This is a genomic window from Rhizobium sp. BK176, from assembly GCF_024808055.1.
The window spans coordinates 189,206-207,281 of the sequence record NZ_JANUBV010000008.1 but is presented as its reverse complement, the minus strand read 5'-3'; the positions used below and the strand labels follow the sequence as shown (position 1 = coordinate 207,281).

General features: G+C 60.6%; 19 protein-coding genes and 1 tRNA gene. 5 read left to right on the top strand and 15 right to left on the bottom strand.

The window, feature by feature from the left end; translation table 11 throughout:
• Positions 1-22: 22 nt before the first annotated feature.
• The 7 genes from FHT76_RS23390 to purU form a co-directional block, all read right to left on the bottom strand.
• Positions 23-889 (bottom strand): ABC transporter permease, encoded by an 867-nt coding sequence (locus FHT76_RS23390; protein WP_183863334.1) that lies wholly within the window; start codon positions 887-889, stop codon positions 23-25.
• Between the two features lies 1 nt (position 890).
• Positions 891-1,838, bottom strand: a complete 948-nt coding sequence (locus FHT76_RS23385) for an ABC transporter permease (protein ID WP_183863332.1) — start codon at positions 1,836-1,838, stop codon at positions 891-893.
• A 47-nt stretch (positions 1,839-1,885) separates the two neighbouring features.
• Positions 1,886-3,415, bottom strand: a complete 1,530-nt coding sequence (locus FHT76_RS23380; RefSeq protein WP_183863330.1) for an ABC transporter substrate-binding protein — start codon at positions 3,413-3,415, stop codon at positions 1,886-1,888.
• A gap of 114 nt (positions 3,416-3,529) precedes the next feature.
• Positions 3,530-4,537: a P1 family peptidase gene (locus FHT76_RS23375; protein ID WP_183863328.1), complete on the bottom strand. Its 1,008-nt coding sequence runs from the start codon at positions 4,535-4,537 to the stop codon at positions 3,530-3,532.
• A 121-nt stretch (positions 4,538-4,658) separates the two neighbouring features.
• Positions 4,659-4,853: a hypothetical protein gene (locus FHT76_RS23370; RefSeq protein WP_016552281.1), complete on the bottom strand. Its 195-nt coding sequence runs from the start codon at positions 4,851-4,853 to the stop codon at positions 4,659-4,661.
• Between the two features lie 516 nt (positions 4,854-5,369).
• A complete protein-coding gene (locus FHT76_RS23365; RefSeq protein ID WP_259185914.1) occupies positions 5,370-8,297 on the bottom strand; it encodes an aminotransferase in 2,928 nt (975 codons plus the stop codon).
• A 108-nt stretch (positions 8,298-8,405) separates the two neighbouring features.
• Positions 8,406-9,290, bottom strand: a complete 885-nt coding sequence (purU, locus tag FHT76_RS23360; protein ID WP_183753683.1) for a formyltetrahydrofolate deformylase — start codon at positions 9,288-9,290, stop codon at positions 8,406-8,408.
• A 337-nt stretch (positions 9,291-9,627) separates the two neighbouring features.
• On the opposite strand from purU, the gene FHT76_RS23355 reads away from it, so the two are divergent.
• On the top strand, positions 9,628-9,960 hold the full coding sequence (locus FHT76_RS23355; protein WP_183863544.1) for a hypothetical protein: 333 nt from the start codon (positions 9,628-9,630) through the stop codon (positions 9,958-9,960).
• A 2-nt stretch (positions 9,961-9,962) separates the two neighbouring features.
• Here the strand turns inward: FHT76_RS23355 and FHT76_RS23350 are convergent, their stop codons facing one another.
• The 5 genes from FHT76_RS23350 to FHT76_RS23330 all read right to left on the bottom strand — a co-directional run bounded on the left by FHT76_RS23350 (position 9,963) and on the right by FHT76_RS23330 (position 12,754).
• On the bottom strand, positions 9,963-10,448 hold the full coding sequence (locus FHT76_RS23350) for a DoxX family protein (protein WP_183863324.1): 486 nt from the start codon (positions 10,446-10,448) through the stop codon (positions 9,963-9,965).
• A gap of 21 nt (positions 10,449-10,469) precedes the next feature.
• Positions 10,470-11,225, bottom strand: coding sequence for a DUF2063 domain-containing protein (locus FHT76_RS23345; RefSeq protein ID WP_183863322.1), 756 nt, complete (start codon positions 11,223-11,225; stop codon positions 10,470-10,472).
• A 9-nt stretch (positions 11,226-11,234) separates the two neighbouring features.
• Complete coding sequence (locus FHT76_RS23340; RefSeq protein ID WP_183863320.1) at positions 11,235-12,089, bottom strand: DUF692 domain-containing protein; 855 nt, start codon at positions 12,087-12,089, stop codon at positions 11,235-11,237.
• 69 nt (positions 12,090-12,158) lie between these two features.
• Positions 12,159-12,443, bottom strand: coding sequence for a DUF2282 domain-containing protein (locus tag FHT76_RS23335; protein ID WP_183753691.1), 285 nt, complete (start codon positions 12,441-12,443; stop codon positions 12,159-12,161).
• Between the two features lie 41 nt (positions 12,444-12,484).
• On the bottom strand, positions 12,485-12,754 hold the full coding sequence (locus tag FHT76_RS23330; RefSeq protein WP_183753693.1) for a DUF2282 domain-containing protein: 270 nt from the start codon (positions 12,752-12,754) through the stop codon (positions 12,485-12,487).
• Between the two features lie 228 nt (positions 12,755-12,982).
• Between FHT76_RS23330 and FHT76_RS23325 the strand changes: the two genes are divergently transcribed.
• Together FHT76_RS23325 and FHT76_RS23320 are read left to right on the top strand one after the other, a co-directional pair.
• Entirely contained in the window at positions 12,983-13,549 is a 567-nt protein-coding gene (locus FHT76_RS23325; RefSeq protein ID WP_259185910.1) for a sigma-70 family RNA polymerase sigma factor, read from the top strand.
• Entirely contained in the window at positions 13,536-14,171 is a 636-nt protein-coding gene (locus tag FHT76_RS23320; RefSeq protein WP_183863316.1) for an NrsF family protein, read from the top strand. Before FHT76_RS23325 ends, FHT76_RS23320 begins: the two co-directional genes overlap by 14 nt.
• Before the next feature lie 64 nt (positions 14,172-14,235).
• Here FHT76_RS23320 and FHT76_RS23315 read toward each other — a convergent pair.
• Positions 14,236-14,322: transfer RNA gene (locus FHT76_RS23315), tRNA-Leu, on the bottom strand.
• A 175-nt stretch (positions 14,323-14,497) separates the two neighbouring features.
• Here FHT76_RS23315 and FHT76_RS23310 point away from each other — a divergent pair.
• Positions 14,498-14,929 (top strand): BA14K family protein, encoded by a 432-nt coding sequence (locus FHT76_RS23310; protein WP_183863314.1) that lies wholly within the window; start codon positions 14,498-14,500, stop codon positions 14,927-14,929.
• Positions 14,930-14,955: 26 nt separating this feature from the next.
• Here the strand turns inward: FHT76_RS23310 and FHT76_RS23305 are convergent, their stop codons facing one another.
• The gene (locus tag FHT76_RS23305) at positions 14,956-15,252 is read right to left on the bottom strand and encodes a SelT/SelW/SelH family protein (protein ID WP_183863312.1); all 297 of its coding nucleotides are present in this window, start codon (positions 15,250-15,252) and stop codon (positions 14,956-14,958) included.
• 119 nt (positions 15,253-15,371) lie between these two features.
• On the opposite strand from FHT76_RS23305, the gene FHT76_RS23300 reads away from it, so the two are divergent.
• Positions 15,372-16,112 carry a type 1 glutamine amidotransferase gene (locus FHT76_RS23300; protein ID WP_183863310.1) on the top strand — a complete coding sequence of 247 codons (741 nt, stop codon included), beginning with the start codon at positions 15,372-15,374 and terminating at the stop codon, positions 16,110-16,112.
• 28 nt (positions 16,113-16,140) lie between these two features.
• Here FHT76_RS23300 and FHT76_RS23295 read toward each other — a convergent pair whose 3' ends face one another.
• Positions 16,141-18,054, bottom strand: coding sequence for a glycoside hydrolase family 127 protein (locus FHT76_RS23295; protein WP_183863308.1), 1,914 nt, complete (start codon positions 18,052-18,054; stop codon positions 16,141-16,143).
• Between the last annotated feature and the right edge of the window lie 22 nt (positions 18,055-18,076).

Sequence of the window (18,076 nt, the reverse complement as noted above, 5' to 3'; positions counted from 1 at the left end):
CGGGACTATGAGGTTTCAAAGACTAACGGCGGCGCACCTCGCGCGGGTCGAGCATGTCGCGCAGGCCGTCACCCAACATGTTGAAGCCGAAGACGCAGAGCGCGATAGCGAGCCCCGGAAGGATCGCCAGCCACGGCGCAAGTCCAAGGTAGGTCTGTGCATCCGCGAGCATGCGGCCCCATGTCGGCGCAGGCGGCGCGATGCCGAGACCGAGAAAACTGAGACCGGCTTCGGTCAGCACGGCCAACCCAAGTTGAATCGTTACCTGAACGATGATCTGGCTCATGATGTTCGGCAGCACATGGCGGACCGAGATCGTGAAGCGGCTATTTCCGATGGCACGGGCCGCGAGCACATAGTCCCGGCTCCAGGCCTGCAGGGCTGTTGCCATCGTGATACGCGCAAAGACGGGAACCATGAAGGTTGCAATGGCGATGATGGCGGTAAGCCGGCCCGGACCGAGAAAGGCGCCCAGCATCATCGCCGAGAGGATCGGCGGCAGCGCGAAGACGACATCGCAGGCACGCATCAGCAGTGCCTCGAAGGCTCCCCGCAAGGCAGCGGCCGAAATGCCCCCGATCGAACCGATCGTACCCCCGATTGCCACGGCGGTGATGGCGATCGAAAGCGAGTTCCAGCAGCCGACCATCATCATCGACAGAACATCTCGGCCAAAGTGGTCGGTGCCGAGAACACCTGATGTCAAGGGCGGCTGCAGCTTGTGAATGATCTGCATCTTCGCTGGCGGCATTGGCGTCCAGAGCAGCGACAGGAGCGCGACGGCAATGAGAACGGCAACGATGCCACCGCCGGCCACCAAATTTATTCTCCGGCTAACGTTGAATCGCCGCCGCTGAACAACCGTATGACTTGATACGAGCGGCGCCATGTCAAATGCCTTTCCGCAAGCGCGGGTCGATCGCAAGATAGGAGAGATCGACGACGAAGTTCATGACGATGACGAGCCCGGCAAAGAACAACACGACATCCTGCATGACGATGATGTCGCGCTGCGATAGCGCCTGATAGGCAAGCCGGCCGAGGCCCGGGAGGTTGAAGACGTTTTCCACAAGAACCGCGCCGGCGACCAGGAAGGTGAACTGCAGGCCGAGGATTGTCAAAACAGGAACGAGCGCGTTCGGCACCGCGTGGCGCCACAGGACCCGACGCTTCGACAGTCCCTTGGCAAGCGCCGTTCGGGTGAAGTCCTCATGCAGGGTTTCCAGAACGGCAGAACGCGTGACGCGGGTCAGGACGGCGGCTTGCGGCAAGGCAAGTGCTATTGCGGGCATCACGAGCGCCTTGAGAGCGGGCCACGTGCCGGAACTCCATCCCGGAAATCCTCCAGCCGGCATCCAGCCGAGTGCCGTCGAAAAAAGCATGATCAGCAACAGCGCCACCCAGAATCCCGGAACCGCGATGCCAAGCTGCGAGAAGATCGAAGCGACGGCGTCCGGCACGCCGCCTCGATGCGCTGCCGCAAGAGCGCCCAAAGGGATGGCGATGGCAATGGAGAGCGCGATTGCGATCAGCGCAAGAGGTAGCGTAACTGCCAACCTCTCGAGGATCAGGCCAGCAACCGGGACACCATAGGTATAGGATTGGCCGAGATTGCCCCGGAATACGCCGGCGAGCCACTCGCCATAGCGCCACAGGAGCGGCTGATCGAGGCCGAGCTCGTGGCGAAGAGTCGCGAGCGTTTCCGGCGAGGCCGACGTTCCGAGCATAATGGAGGCGGGATCGCCCGGCAGCAGGTCCGTCACGACGAAGATGAGGAGGGAAACGATAGCAAGCGTGACGATCAGACCAACGACGCGACGCGACAAAAGCGTTACCATGTCAGGTCCGGTTCTGTTTGCCGCCTCGCCATGTCATTCATCCGCAATCAGTCTTCCCAAGAGACGTTGGCGAGAACATTGGAGGGAATGGGCTCGTTCTCCCAGAGGCCCTTCAGCTTCTTGTCCCAGACGCCGAGCTTGGGCATGACGAAGAGATAGAGCGCCGGCACATCATCGGCCAGAATCTTCTGAGCTTCACCATAGACCTTCGCTTGTGCAGCGGGATCCGAGGTCTCCTGCACCTTCTTCATCAGATCGTTGAAAGCCGGATTCTTGTAGTTGAAGTAGTACGGATCACGGGCGTAGATGTCGATGTCGAGCGGTTCGGCGTGGGCGACGATGGTCATCTCATAGGCGCGATCCTTCATCACATCCTGCACCCACTTGGCCGGGAATTCGGTCGGCTCAATGTTCATCGTCACGCCGACTTCGGCGAGCATCGCCTGCATGACCTCAGCACTTCGCGGCGCATAGGCCATTTGCGGCGACTTGATCGTGAACGTGAAACCATTGGGATAGCCGGCTTCGGCAAGCAAAGCCTTGGCCTTCTCGGGGTCGTAGGGCAGGACGCCGGTAAGATCGACGTAGCCCGGGTCGTTCGGCGTATAGTGGCTGCCGATCGGAGTGCCGAGTCCTGACCAAGCCCCGTCGACGACAGTCTTCCGATCGATTGCCATCATCAGCGCCTGGCGTACGCGCTTGTCGTCGAAGGGCTTCTTGGCGTTGTTCATGCCGGCAACAACTTTCAGCTCGGTGTTGCCGATCTTGGTCGCAAGCCTTGCATCATCGTCAAATGAACTCATCAGCTCCGGCGCCGCGAACTCCGGAATGGCATCGACATCGCCCGCCTTCAACGCGGCGGCTTGCGCCTGAGGGTCGGCAATGAAGCGGAAGGTCACCTTGTCGAGCTTTACCGCGACGTCCTTGTTCCAATAATTGGCGTTCTTCTCGAGTTCGACCTTGTCGCCCTTTGCCCAGTTCACGAACTTGAACGGGCCGGTCCCGACGGGCGTCGTCTTGTCCGCTGCGGCAGACTTCGGGCCGACCATCACCGAGGCTGGCCAACCCAGCCAATAGAGGAGGCTGCCTGTAGGCGCGGAGAGATGCAGGACGAGCGTTTCCGGGTCGGGTGTCTCGATGGATGCGATCGAGGCGAAGAAGCGTTTTTGCGGATTTACCGAGTCAGCGCCGCGAGCGCGATCCAGCGCAAATTTTGCTGCTGCCGAATCGAAAGCCTCGCCGTCGTGGAATTTGACTCCACTCTGAAGCTTGAACGTATAGCTGAGACCATCGGGGGAAATCTCCCAGCTCCTGGCGAGCTGGGGCTGGATCTTGCCGGACTCGTCAATTGCCACCAGGCCTTCAAAAACGTTCTGCCAAGTGACCTGGCCGATCGCGACAGGCGCTGCGATCGTCGGGTCGAGACCAGTCGGTTCGACAGTCATACCAAGGGTCAGATTGGTCTTGGCGGCCTCCGCCGGGGTAAGCCCCAGCGCAACCAGACCGGCCGACACGGCCGCGCCAAAATAAAGTCGCCTAACCAGCTGCGCCGACGGCACGAGCGAAACCTTCTTCATTCTGTTCCCTTGTCTGGCCGCCGCGATGGCGATGGCCTTTTGCTGCTAAGGTGTCATTGTCGGAGTGCACACACAATGGCGAGCATGTGTTCTCGGCATAGCCTATTCTTTAGGCTATCTCGCGCGATCGGGGTAGCGATCTCGCCAAGCCTGCTGCGCGCCGGCAACCGGAAGTGCGGTGGCCTCGTAGATGCCACGCGCGATGGCGCGCGCCATCACGATGGTCGCGAGATGGCAGAGTTCCAGAAAGGCGGGAAAGTCCGGCCGTGGCTTTTTGCCGGTGGAAGCAGCAAAAACAGTGTCGCCATCAAGCGGCAGGTGAGCTGGCAGCAAGGCGCGCGCGAAACCGTCATGCGCCATGATCGCCAGCCGGTGCGCCTCTTGCTTAGTCAGCTCGGCATCCGTGACAATGGCGCCGATTGTTGTCGCGGTGATGTTCACGCCTTTCAGCCGCAGGCGGGTGTCGGCTTCAGAGATCGGTGACGGCAATCCGAGGCCGCCAAATTCCCCGTTCAGTTCGAACGGCGCCGCCCAGAAATGCGGCCCCTCGCCCACCGTCGCCGAGCCGAGTGCGTTGACGGCAACGATCGCTGCGATCTTCAATCCGGTGCCGGTCTCCGCGCTGGCCGAGCCGAGCCCGCCTTTGAACGTGGCGGTCGTCGCTCCCGCGCCCGCGCCGACTGTCCCGAGGGCAATGTGCCCTTTCGCCGCCGCCTTGAAGGCTTGGTAGCCCATGTCGCGATAGGGCGACTGCAGACCCCAGTCCTTGTCGCCACCGTTCAGCAGATCCATGAGAATTGCCTGGGGAACGATTGGTACCTTCACATCGCCGACCGGAAAGCCGCGACCGGCCTCGCGGAGCCCAGCCTGTACACCACCTCCCGCATCCAGCCCAAAGGCCGAGCCGCCGGAAAGCACGAAGGCATCCACCGCGCCGACCGTCATCGAGGGATCGAGAAGGCTCGTGTCACGACCGCCGGGGGCGCCGCCCAATACCACGCCGGATGCAGTGGCCGGTTCGTCGAACACGATGGCGGTCACGCCCGAACCGAGCTTCAGGTCGGTCGCGTGCCCGACGGAAACGCCTTCAATGTCGGTGATCAGATTGAGCAAGCGCGCCATCCTCGTTTGAACAGGAGCGCGCGATAGGACCGCAACAGCGGTCAAAACACAAGACCGGCCTCACCTTTGGGCAAGACCGGTCTCAAATCTGTCAGGGCTGGATCGGCCGTGTCTCATGCGCTCAGGCATGGATCGGCTTCGGGTCACGGCGGGTCATCAGATCATGGATCGCAAGCTTCACCTCCGCCGGCGAGCTGAAATGCTGCTCGTCCAGGTCGTGAACGTGGTACTTCACTGCGATGAACTTCAACCGGTTCTCATCCGGGATGACGATCCCGACGGGAACGCCGGCGTATTCGATTACTTCTTTTTTCATGCGTAGAACTCCTGCCGCGCGGTATGCGCTGGCGATGGCGAATTGACTTGTCTGATTCCGTTAGAGGTGGACGAAGGTCACATTCGACAGTTCGGGCGGGAGAGGGCGCCCGGACGGTCATTGCCAAGCACAAATCGCCCAAGGAAATCGGCGAGAGTATTGATGTCATTCATGTCTCGTTCCTTTCGTTGGCGTTGCGCTTGCTTGAGGCCCCGTTGGTGGGACTCGGCGATGACTGCGCTATAATCTATCTATTCTGTAGACTATATCTCGCAGTCTGTCAGAAACATATTCCGAAACATGTCAAAAAATCGACCATTCGGAAAATTTCATTCCATCATACTCGAATTGACTGCAAGAACCCTATCAAGTCTTTGTGCAATTCGCGTGACAGCCTGACGCTCTCTTTCGATCACGGAGCAGACATAGGAAGCATCACTGATTCCGGCAATGGGCGTTTGGTTAAAAAGCCGTAAGCCTTGAAATGACCGAAATGGTTAACGGGGCGACCGCCCTTTACCAGCCTTCCGAAAGCACCTTTTTCAGCATGTCGACGAAGAAATCTGCGCTTTCTGGCGTCAGGCAAAGCGGTGGCTTGATCTTCAACACGTTCAGGTGATCGCCGGTCGGCTGCATCAGGACGCCGAGATCGAGAAGTCGATTGCAGATCGCCGCGGTCTCTTCCGTCGCCGGCTCCAGCGTCGTTCTGTCGCGAACCAGTTCCAATCCAAGATAGAGCCCCATGCCATGCACGGCGCCGACGAGCGGATAGGTTGCGATCAGCGCCACAAGGCGACCCTTGAGGTAGTCGCCGACATCACGTGCGTTCTCCTGCAGCTTTTCGTCGGCCATGATATCCAGCACGGTCATACCGGCGACGCAACTGACCGGACTGCCGCCAGCCGAAGAGAAGAAATAACCTTCCTTCTCCAGCGAACCGGCGATCGCCTTGGTGGTGATGACGGCACCGAGCGGATGCCCGTCCCCCATGCCCTTGGCAATGGTGATGATGTCGGGCACGACACCCTGCTGTTCAAAACCCCAGAAATGATGCCCAAGCCGTCCATACCCCACCTGTATTTCGTCGGCGATGCAGACGCCGCCGCGAGCTCGAACCTGCCCGTAAACCGCGGCGAGGTAGCCATCCGGCAGCGATATGCCCCCGGCATTCCCATAGACCGGCTCGGCGATGAAGCCCGCCAAGCCCTCACCTTTGGTGTCGATGCCCTCGAGGGCCTCAACGACCGCTTCCAAATACCCGGTGGCTGATTCAGAACCGCGGAACATACCCCGATAGGTATTTGGCGACAGAACGGCATGTACCCAGTCGGGCCGCGTCGTCAGGGCCTGCGGATTATCGGCGATCGACGTGGATACGGCGTCGCTTGCAACCGACCAACCGTGATAGGCCTCGAGCAGGCTGAGCACATGCCTGGACCCCGTATGCGCCCACGCCAGTCGCAACGCGAGATCGTTGGCCTCCGATCCACTGTTGACGAGAAAGACTGCGTCCAGCCCTTCGGGGGCAAGAGAGGCAAGGCGCTCTGAAAATTCCGCGATGGCTGAATAGTGGAAGCGTGAATTGGTGTTCAGCCGCAACCATTGCTCGCTGATCGCCTCGGCCAGGCGCGGGTGGCCGTGACCGAGAATCGTTACGTTGTTGAGCATGTCGAGGTAGGCTCGCCCCTCGACATCGAACATATGCTCCTTCCAACCGCGCTCCATTTGCGGTGGCGCCTCATAGTAGTGCTTCTGCGGCTTTGCAAGATGAGCTTGGCGGAGAGCGAACAATTCCGTGGACGCCGGCTTCGGTGCATCGACGCCGGTTCCCAGAAGTGCTGCCGGCGACGGGCATAATTCCGACCAGGCAGCCGCCTCCCGAGGAGCGCAAAACAGCGGCGGCTCGGTGCCCACAAGAGTGGAGAGCTGTACCCGCAGACCGCCGAGAGATCCGCTTTCGCCGGAGATCGCACCGAGGGGCTGACCTGGTTCCACGTCCGCCTCATCGTCAATCGTGGGCTCCATACCGTCGAGATGAAGGCTGATACCCTCGCCTGCCAGAACGAAATGGTGATTCTTCCAGCTGACCTTCCCGGCGAAGGGGGCGGAAACCGTGGTACCGCCAGCAAGGCAAATGTCGGAATGCAATGTGTAAGTCGCCGGCGGCGTGGCGCTGCGAAGCTTGGAACGCGACAACCGGTACTCGCCATAGCGCGTTGCCGACGTACCGGTCTCGGCCGCAGCGCGGGCAAGCAGGCGCCAATCCATGTCGGCTTGCGACCAGTTGCCCGCGGCGAAATGCGGGCTCGAAACGCCGAGATCGACGAAGGAAATTGTCGCCGGATCGATATCAGGAAAGAGTGGACGCCAGCCTTCCGTCGAAAGCACGGTCGTGCTCATACCAACCGCCTTCAGGACAGCAATCTCCATCAGTTCGTAGGGGGCGGAGACCGCCGTATCGAAAATGCGGCGCTCCAACTCGAGATTGCGGCGAACATAGTCGTTCTCGGGGTCGACCGAGATCTGCTGCTCGCCGCTCGCGACGAGAATGACAGCGCGGGCGACGACCAGCGGCCAGAGCGCGCGCAGCTCCTCCTCGGTCAGAGGATAAACCTCGTGATATGCCTTCACCGCCGGAAGAATATAGAGCGGGTCGCCATCCGCCTGATGCAACAGCGAGGCGCAAGTCACCGCGAGATCCCCGATCAGCCAGCCGCGTATGATATCGCCGAAATCGATAACGCCGTCGGGAACCAGACGGCCGTAGCTGTCGCGGTGGCTGACGACGTTGTCGCCGGTCACATCATGGTGCACGGCCTGCAACCGCAGAGACGGCGCCAGCGGCTGGATTCGCCGCACGGCTGATACCATCGTCTTGGCGATGCGATCGCGGGCGGTGCTGTCGGTAATCGCCGACAGCAGCTGGACGGCGACCGGACCGGCGCGGCGCAAGTCCCATTGCAGGCTGCGATCGAGGCCTGGATGCGTGAAATCGGCGAGCGATTGTGCCAGACGGGCGCAAAGCGCCCCAAGTGCCGCAACCGACTCCTTCGGTAGGTGCTTGCGATGCGTCAGCCCCTCGCCCTCGAGATACTCCAGCAGCCGAACCTGATATGTCTGGTCGCGGACGGTAACCGCGACGATGTCCTGTCCATCGGTCGAGGGGATTACATGCGGAACGCGCGGCGCCCCCTCTTTCGAACTGATGTGATGGATGGCCGCATTCTGGGCTTCGAGCTCCAGAGTCTCATAGGCTACATGACAAATCTTCAGGACATAGCGTCGCTCGCCGGTATCCAGGCAATAGTTGCGATCCTGCTGGCTGCCGAGTTCGGTGAGCGTTCCTGAGAGGCCATACCGCGACTGGAGAAGGTCGCCGGCTTCCGCGGCGGTCACGTCTGGGCGTGGCAACGTCGCGCGATAGGCAAGCGTCTCGTCAGTCATGGCATCCCCCGCGGCATGATTCGATTTTGCAGACTAAGCAGATAATCGAATCCTTGCCACCGGCAAGCGGGGAGATCGCCGCCGATAACGGCGAATCCGCCGCGACTGTCAGCCCATGCGCTCGGAGGCGTAACTGCCCGGGCTTGCAGGGAATACGATGGTGCGGTTGCCGTTCAGGAAGACGCGACGATGGATATGGGCATGAATAGCGCGGGCCAGCACCTGGCTCTCGACGTCGCGGCCGATGGAGACATAATCGTCGGCACTCTGAGCGTGAGTGATGCGGGCCGTATCCTGCTCGATGATCGGACCTTCGTCGAGATCGGCGGTGACATAATGCGCCGTGGCGCCAATCAGCTTCACGCCGCGCTCATAGGCCTGCTTGTAGGGGTTGGCGCCCTTGAAGCTCGGCAGGAACGAGTGATGGATGTTGATGATCCTGCCGGACATCTTGCGGCACATGGCATCGGAAAGAACCTGCATGTAGCGGGCGAGCACGATCAGTTCGGTGCCGGTTTGATCGACGAGATCAAGGAGCTGAGCCTCCGCCTGTGGCTTGTTTTCCTTCGTCACCTTGATGTGGTGGAAGGGGATATCGTGGTTCACCACGACCTTCTGATAGTCGAAATGATTGGAGACCACGCCGACGATCTCAATCGGCAGCGCGCCGATCTTCCAGCGGTAGAGCAGGTCGTTCAAACAGTGGCCGAAGCGCGACACCATCAGGAGCACCTTCATGCGACTGTCGCCATCATGGATTTCGGTGTCCATGTCGAATTTCTCAGCGACGGGCTTGAACCCTTCCTTGAGCGCCGCAAGCCCGACCCCCTCTTCGGAAATGAAGCTGACGCGGGTGAAGAACTTTCCGGTATCGAGGTCGTCGAATTGCGACGAGTCGATAATGTTGCAACCCTGATCCGCCAGGTAGTTGGCGATAGCCGCCACGATCCCGCGCGTCGACTTGCACGTCACCGTCAATACATAGCTCGTCATCTGTTCCGTCCTCTCGCGGCGCCCATCGGCCGGCCTGCTTAGATCAAAGCGAAAGTCACGGATAGAGTACCGCGCCTTCATTCATGCAACTATCTGCTGGGAGAAACTGTCATAGGCTTGCAGGCTCTCTGGCGTCTTCCCGTCGCGATCAACTTACGGCAGACAGCACGAAATTCCGTTCCGCTTGCGCCGTCAAGACGCGTATCCCCGCCGTAGCAGCGCTACGGCCGAACGAGGTCACGTTTTCGAGATGACGGGCGGCAGAATGAGCCCCTCGCTTGATGCACGCGGTGTCCGCGCCTATCTCGATGAAGGAAATGAATCTGGATCCGGCAAGATGTCGTTCGCGAGAGCGTTGTTGATCGCCTTGGCAGTCGGCGCAACCTTGGCGCCAGGCTCGAGCTTTGCTGCAGATTGGCGGCGCGCCGGTGAGGCTCCCGTTCAATCGGACTATCCCTTCGTAAACCTGCCCGGCGTCAAAGCCCAACCGGACCCGAAGGACGAGGAGCAATACAATTGCCGGACGGAAACGCGTCCGCTCCGCCGTTCGTATAACAAGATCTTCCGGACCGGCGGGTTACCTACCCTAGTCTATGTCTGCGATCGCGACGGCGTCGAAAGCGTCGGCACGCAGGTGCCGCTGCGCGGACACTACCAGCCGGTCCGGTGAGCCTATCGCGCGTTGTTGCCAAAATGGCGTGCTATCAGGTGGTCGATCGAGATCCGCCCCGGCCCACCGGCAATGATCACGAGGAAGCACACCGCCCAGGTGCCATGCGTCGGCCAGGCATCGGGATAGACGAACAGTTCGATCACCAAGGTCATGCCGAGCAGGGCAAGGGCGGAAAGGCGACTCGCCAAGCCGATCACCAGCAAGAACGGGAAGAAGTGTTCCGCAAAAGCTGACAGATGAGCGGCAATCCAGGGATCCACGAGCGGCAACTTATATTCGTTCTCGAACAGATAGACCGCATTGTCGGTGACGTGCCAGCCATCGACCTTGGTCTCACCGGACTGCCAGAACACAGCACCGATCGACAGGCGAGAGATCAGGGCGATCACATCATGTGGAATTCGATCGAGCACTCGCAGCCCAATATAGAACTTCTGCGGCAGTGTCGGCCCCTGTGTGCGGGGCATCGTCATTTCGTTGTGCATGGCTGCATCTCCAGAGGTCGGTTAGCGAACGGAACGAAATGCACCCGCGCGCAAGGCGCCGGCGAGGTTCGTCGATAAGTCGAATGCGGCGGCCCCGCCGACAGCCGCCTCGACCGAGCCGCCGAGCGACACGCCGGCTGCCAGTGCCTCCAGGAAGGCGGCGCCACCCGGCGGCAGCCGGCAGACCTCGACGTTCAAATGCGCTCGGGTGACCAGGGCATCTTCGCCCTGCCAATCGTCGATCGGTCCGAGCTCGATCTCGCCGGCGTTCATCGCCCAAATGGTCACCACCGGATGTGGTGAGCGTAGGACCGACAGGGATGGGTGCGGTTCAAAAACGAGACCTGCGAGCTTTTCCGGATCAATTGCGGCCAGTACGCTGGGATCCAAAGGGACCGCGTCGGCGGCGTGGTAGGCGCGACTACGCGCCAATTCAAGGCGAATAACATCCGGCAGGTAGGCGATTTCCGTCGCTGGCTCGAACGAGGCGACGAACTTGGGAAATTCATCTCCGTAGGATAAAAGCAGCGGCGAACGCGGCGGGTAGTGGTGAATGAACTCAGACGCCATCGCGGCAAAGAATTCCGCACCGACGATCTTCTCCGCAACTGGAAAGCGGGAGGCCAGTGCACCGATCAAACCGAGGGCAACATTGTTGCGGTAGACGCCAAAGCGACGCTCCGGCGTCGGCCCATTCCATGCAATCAGCCCGGAAGGAACAGGCGCCTCGGGGTTTATCAAGGCAGTAGCAAAATTGGTCTGCGTCGAGAGGCCCATCGTATCCCCCTATGCAGCCAGATCACTGGCCGCGCGGCGCAAGATAGCGTCGGCAGCCTCGGCCTCTGCCCGCAGCACAGGCCAATCCGGCACCTCGTTGTCCCATTCCACAAGGCTTGCGACCGGCCCTGTTCGGGCAATGAGTTCCTCGTAAAGCGCCCAGACAGGATCCTTGACCGCCGTATCGTGCGAATCGATCAGAAGCGGCGCGCCGCGATCGTCGATCGTTTCCGAATGACCGCTCAAATGGATTTCGCGCACGTGACCGATCGGGAAGCGGGCCAAATAGTCGCGAGGATCCATGTGGTGGTTGGTGGAAGCAACGAAGACGTTGTTGACATCAAGGAGCAGGCCACAGCCTGTACTGCGCGCGATTTCACTCAAGAACGCCGTCTCCTCGATCGTGCTCTCCTCGAACAGGAGGTAGGTCGCGGGGTTTTCGAGCAGCATCTGCCGTTTCAGCATGCTCTGCACTTCGTCGATGTGCTCGACAACGCGCGCCAGCGTCGCTTCGGTGTAGGGCAACGGCAACAGGTCGTTCAGAAACACGCTGTCATGCGTCGACCAGGCGAGATGTTCGGAGAAGCTCTCGGGCTCATAGCGGTCGCAGACAACCTTCAGCCGTGCGAGATGCTCCCGGTCGAGCGGCTGCATCGATCCGATCGACAGGCCGACGCCATGGACCGACAGGGCGTAATCTTCCCTCAATCGACTCAACTGGGCGTGCGGTGGACCGCCCGCTCCCATGTAGTTCTCGGCATGCACTTCGAAAAAGCCGATCGGCTGGCGACCGGCATTGATGCTGACGAAGTGCTCCGGCTTGAAGCCAATGCCGGCGCGGCGCGGCAGTTCGGACGGTTTCATGGCTGATCTCCAACTTCTTGGCGGCAGCGACACGATCCCTAGTGCCGCTGCCGGTGGCTGGTCCCCCGATCAGGCCGGAGCTGGACCTTGCATCAGCGAGCCGTGGCCGTTCGGCGTCTTCATCGAAACGCAGGTGCCCGCCGGAACGAGTTTCCAGGAGTTTTGCTGATAGTCGACCTTGGATGTGCCGGCGCAGGTCGTGCCGGGCCCGGCGGCGCAGTCGTTTTGCCCCTTGAGCGCGATGCCATAGCACTTCTCTTTCGAGGTATCGGCGGCAGAAACCTGCACGGTTCCGATCAGGGACAAAGCAGTCGCCACGGAAGCGGCAAAGACGGTTGCTGAAACGTTGGACATGATGATCTCCGGTCCTTGAAACTACTGATGTCGATAAGCAATCAGGCCGGCATCAACGAGCCGTGACCCTTCGGCGTCTTCATCGAGGTGCAGGTGCCGGCGGGGACAAGCTTGAAGGAAGCCTTGTCGTAGCTCACGGTCGACTTGCCGGCACAATCATGCTTGCCGGCGGCGCAGTCGTTCTGGCCTTTCATTGCGACGCCGTAGCATTTTTCCTTGGCATCGGCGGCAGAGGCCGCCGGCGCCGCGATCGTTGCAAGCGCGGAAGCAAGGGAGCCCGCGAGAGCCAGGGTAGCGATGCTGTTTTTCATGGTTCCGTCTCCGTTTAAGGGACAAGCCGTGATTGGCCTGCACTGGGGTCTACGGAAGCATCCGGTGAGTTGTTACATCAGTGGTCGTGATTTTTTGTGCGGCCCCATCTTGCCGCGTCCTCGATTGCGAGAGAAAACGCTTGCGCAGCAAAGCCTTCCGGCCGGATCGAAAAATCGGCTCCGATGTTGGTAACAAAAACGTGTGGCGGTCCGTAGAGGATAATGCGGATGAGGCATTCGACGCGTGAAGAGGAATGGGCAGGGTGGATGCGTGGCGCTCTCAAAGGCGACACGCAGGCCTATCACCGCTTTCTTGCCGCCGTCACGCCGCATCTACGCGCAATGGCCCGCAGGCGCTGTGATCAGCTGGGCGCCCCGGCGAGCGAGGCCGAAGACGTGGTCCAGGAGGTGCTGCTTGCCGTCCACCTGAAGCGCAGCTCCTGGGATCCGTCGCGCCCGATCGGTCCTTGGCTGTCGGCCATCGTGCGCAACAAGCTAATCGACAGCCTCCGCCGGCGCGGACGACATGTGAAGGTGCCGGTTGAAGACGTAATAGATACGCTTGAGGCCGAAGAGCAGACGGATGCCATGGATCGACTTGACGCCAGCCATCTGCTGGCACGGCTGCGTGATCCCCAGCGCGACATCGTCCGTTCGATTTCGCTGGAAGGTGCCGGTGTGCGTGAAACAGCCGAAAGGCTTAAAATGACTGAAGGAGCCGTGCGCGTCGCGCTTCATCGCGCGTTGAAGTCTTTGGCGGCCCTCTATCGGAGTGAAACACGTGAAGACGAATGACCTGATCAACCTGTTGGCCGAAGACGCAGCGGTCCGTGCCCGGCTAGGGCAAATCCTCGTCCTAGCGCTTGTTGTCGGCGTCGTCGTCTCAGGTGCCATTCTGCTGACAACGATCGGCATCCGTCACAACATGTGGAGTATCTTCGAGACTTCGCGTGTGCTCTTCAAGATCGGTTTCACCGTCGTGCTTGCGGTGACAGCGTGCATCGTCGTGTTCCGCATCGGGCGTCCTGGGGTTTCCGTCAAGGCAAGCGCCGCAGCGCTGCTTCTGCCGCTTGCCCTGCTGATCGTCGCAGTGATCGCGGAGATGCGCGTGATCCCATCGGATGCATGGGAAGCAAACCTGATTGGCAACAATGCCCCCTTCTGCCTGATGTTCATTCCGCTGCTGTCGCTTGCGCCTTTGGTAGGCTTCATGCTGGCCTTGAGGAACGGCGCACCGCAGCGCCCATCACTGGCGGGAGGCGCTGCCGGTCTTGCGGCGGGTGGGATTGCAGCGGCGCTCTACGCCTGGCATTGCCCCGACGACAGTCCGCTTTTCGTGGCCACTTGGTACACGATCGCGATCGCAGCCGTGACTGCCATCGGCAGCCTGATCGGGCGTCGTTATCTGCGGTGGTAATGTCTTTTCGGAGAGGAAACGGGAAGCCGTGGATATCGGCTTTCCCATTGCATTTCTTAGGGAATGGTGCCCAGAAGAGGACTCGAACCTCCACACCCTTTCGGGTACCAGCACCTGAAGCTGGCGCGTCTACCAATTCCGCCATCTGGGCGACGGAGAGCCATGTACGGGGGTGGCCTCTTGCTGTCAACAGCGTTTTTGAAGTTTTCCTGACAGGCAGCAAAAAAGTCGTTGATGTCGGTGTATGATGGCAGCGGCCCAGTCTGAAGCAACGCGATAGCGATCGGCGCAAGACGCCCTATATGGAAGCAAGAAAGGATGATCCGATGCCTGGCCTCCACAATCTTTGCCTTATCGCGCTGTTCTCCCTGCTGCCCTGCGCCGTGCTTGCGATGCCGCTCAGCGGATTTTCGCCATACGTCGGCGAATCAGACGTGATCCGCGTGGGGTCGACCATGTGCGACGCACGCGGCTGTTTTACCTTCGGCCCGGTGCAATCGTTCCGGCCGTCCTATGTACAGCCGAACTTTCGACCGCCAACGGCCACCGGTCCGACCTACTATCGACCGGGCGCACAGGGACGCGGGCCGCTCTACTACAATCCGCCGCCGCCTGTTCGTACCGTGCAGCCGAAGACGCAGGACCGGCAATTCCATGTGGATTGGTGCAGAACTCAGTATCGAACCTATAACCCGAAGACTGATCGCTTCGTAACCTATGAGGGTTTCTACAAGACCTGCAATTCACCTTTTGACTAGCGGCAGAACCGGTTTTCGATCCTGCCTCAGCTTTCCAGCGAGGCCCGATCGACGTGGCCGAGATCGCGGCCAGGTTCGATGATGTCACGCACGCGCTGCTTTAGCTCCTTAGGACCGGGAAAGCCGCCGTCGCGCTTGCGCTCCCAGACCAAATCGCCGTTGACACGTATTTCAAAATTGCCACCGGTGCCGGGAATGAGCGCCACCTCACCAAGACTGTCAGTGAAAGTCTGGAGCAACTCCTGGGCCATCCAGCCGGCGCGCAGCAGCCAGTTACATTGGGTGCAATAGAGGATCGTCACGCGGGCTTTCTTGTCGCTCATGTCGGGGGCTCCCTTTCGTTCATCCCGATTTAAGAACTGCGTGGGCATGGCGCAATCCATATTGCAATCGCGAAGCGGCTGGTGTTCCTCTCCGTCTCGAGGATCGTAGGGAGATGCTGATGCGGATCGCCGTCGTTGAGAACATGAAGAGCACGCCGCTCGGCTCGCTGGGCCTAGCGCTGGCGGAAGCCAATGCCGAAATCCAGCACTTCTATCCCTGGATCGACGGTACGCTGCCTGCCGGTGATGCCGATTATGATGCGCTGGTGGTGCTCGGTGGTGAACAGAACGCTATCGACGACGCGAACTATCCCTACCTCCCGGCGCTTACGCATTTGATGCGCGAGTTTGCCGAGGCCGATAAGGCCGTGCTCGGCATCTGCCTTGGCGCACAGATCCTGGCGCGCGCCTACGGTGCCGAAAATCTGCTGAATGCCAGGCTGGAATTCGGCTGGCACACGGTCAGCAAGTCCGAGGAGGGCCGGATCGACCCGCTGCTTTCCGGGCTTGCAGAGGACTTCACAACGTTCCAGTGGCACAGCGACACCTTCACGCTACCGGCCAGCGCGACCCGTCTTGCCGTCAGTAGGCTAGCGGAGAATCAGGTGTTTCGCGTGGGACGGGCGGCCTATGGCACGCAGTTCCATTTCGAGGCCAGCGCATCCGTCATCGACAGCTGGAAAGTCGAATTTGCGACTTCAATCGAACAGATGGAGCCAGGCTGGCATGAACGCTATGCGGCGCTTGCCGCCGCCCACGCGAGCGAATCCGATGCCAGCGGCCTTGCCATCGGGCGCAACTGGGTCAGCATGATCAGAGCACAGGTGCGGTCACAGCCCGAAGCCGTCGCCGGCAGGTAAGCCGGCGACTTATGGTGAACCTGCTGCGCTACTGGGCAGAGCGAATCCAAACGAGCATTTCGCCGGGCGCGCGGTTGTCCCACAGATGATAGGGCACAAAGCGTGCCGTCCCCTTCCCGGTTGCCGGCGGCTTGGTCCGATAGAGTGTCGTACCCCAATCCGACTCATCCTTGGTCACCGGGACATCGAGGGCGACCGCACCACCAAGCTCGGCGATCTCCGCCGTGCTTGCCAATAGATCCTCGCCAAGCCGGATGCCATTCAGGCCTGCCCCGTTGTCCGTTGCCTCGACGCAATAGACGAGAGGACCGCGCATCAGAGCAGCGCGCCCGGCGTCCTGGCGAACCAGTGGATTTGCCCAAAGAGCGCGCGCTTCCAGCGGAATGTTCAAGTCGATCTTGTCGCCATCGCGCCACTCGCGTTCGATGCGGGCGTAACCATCAACGTCGACTGAGCCCAGTTCGATCGGCTCACCGTTGACGGCGAGCGTTGCGCCATTCGCCCATTCCGGGATACGCAGCGAAACCGCAAAGCGAGCCGGCGTGCTTGTCTTGATGTCGAAATGAACGGCACCGTGCCAGGGGTAGCGGGTCTTCTGCGTCAGTTCGACATCCGAGCCGGCGATTTTGAACCGCGCCTTGCCTTCTCCGTAGAGATGGATGGCAATCTCGTCGTCGGCGACACCATACATATAGGAGCCGATCGAGGCGAGCAGGCGGGCAATGTTCGGCGGGCAGCAGGGGCAATGGTGCCAAATCCAGCGGTGGTGCTTGCCAGCGCTTTCCAGCGGGTTTTCGTAGAAGAACGTCTTGCCGTCGAGCGAGAGGCCGGCCATCGCGCCGTTGTAGAGTGCCTGCTCCATTATATCGGCATAGCGACGGTTCGGGCCGCGGCCAAGCATGCGGTTTGCCCAGAAGACCAGGCCGACGGAAGCGCAGGTCTCGGCATACGCGCTTTCGTTCGGCAGATCATAGTAGTCAGTGAAGCCTTCGTTGGCCGCCGCTGGGCCAATGCCGCCAGTGACATACATCTGCTTGGTCGTCAGGTCGTTCCAAAGGGTCTCGAGAGCGCCGGTCAGACTGTCATCGTTATACTCGGTCGCGATGTCGGCCATTCCAGAATAGAGGTACATGGCGCGAACGGCGTGGCCGACGACCTTCTTCTGCTCGCGAACCGGCTGATGGGCCTGGCTGTATTCATAGGTCTTCTGATGATAGTCCGCTGTGCTGCGACCATCGCGGATCGCCTCTTCGGTGAAGAAGTGCGGCTCCGTTCCGCGCTCATCGACAAAGAACTTGGCAAGGTCCAGGTACTTCTTCTCACCCGTCGCACGGGCGAGCTTGACCAGTGCCAACTCGACCTCCTCGTGGCCGCAATAGCCCGGCATCTTGCCCGGGCCGTGACCGAAGACGGAAATCAGGTAATCGGCAAAGCGGCACATGATATCGAGCAGCTTACGCTTGCCGGTGGCCTGATAATAAGCGACCGCGCCTTCCATCAGGTGACCGGCGCAATAGAGTTCGTGATGGTCGCGCAGGTTGGTCCAGCGGCGGTCGGGCTGAACCCGCTGGAACCAGGCATTCACATAGCCATCCTTATCCTGCAGCTTCTCGTACATATCGACGATGGCATCGACCCGGCCTTCCAAAGCAGGATTGGCGCGGCGATAGAGCGAATAGGCAACCGTCTCGATCGACTTGCCGAGATCGCTATCCCAAAACATCTGCGTCGAACCGCCCCAGGGACCGATCGGGATGACAATACCTGGGCTCGGTTTGGTAACGTCGATTGCCTGCAGCATGCCGGCCTCGACACAGCGATCGAGCAGCGTTTCGGCGGTGCTATTGCAGATCGCATCCTGGCGCTCTCCGAACAGGCCATGCACATCGACATCAGGTACGGGAAGCGGACGAAACTGGCGATCTCTTTTCAACTTGTTCATGGCTTGATCCATCTTTCTTCGG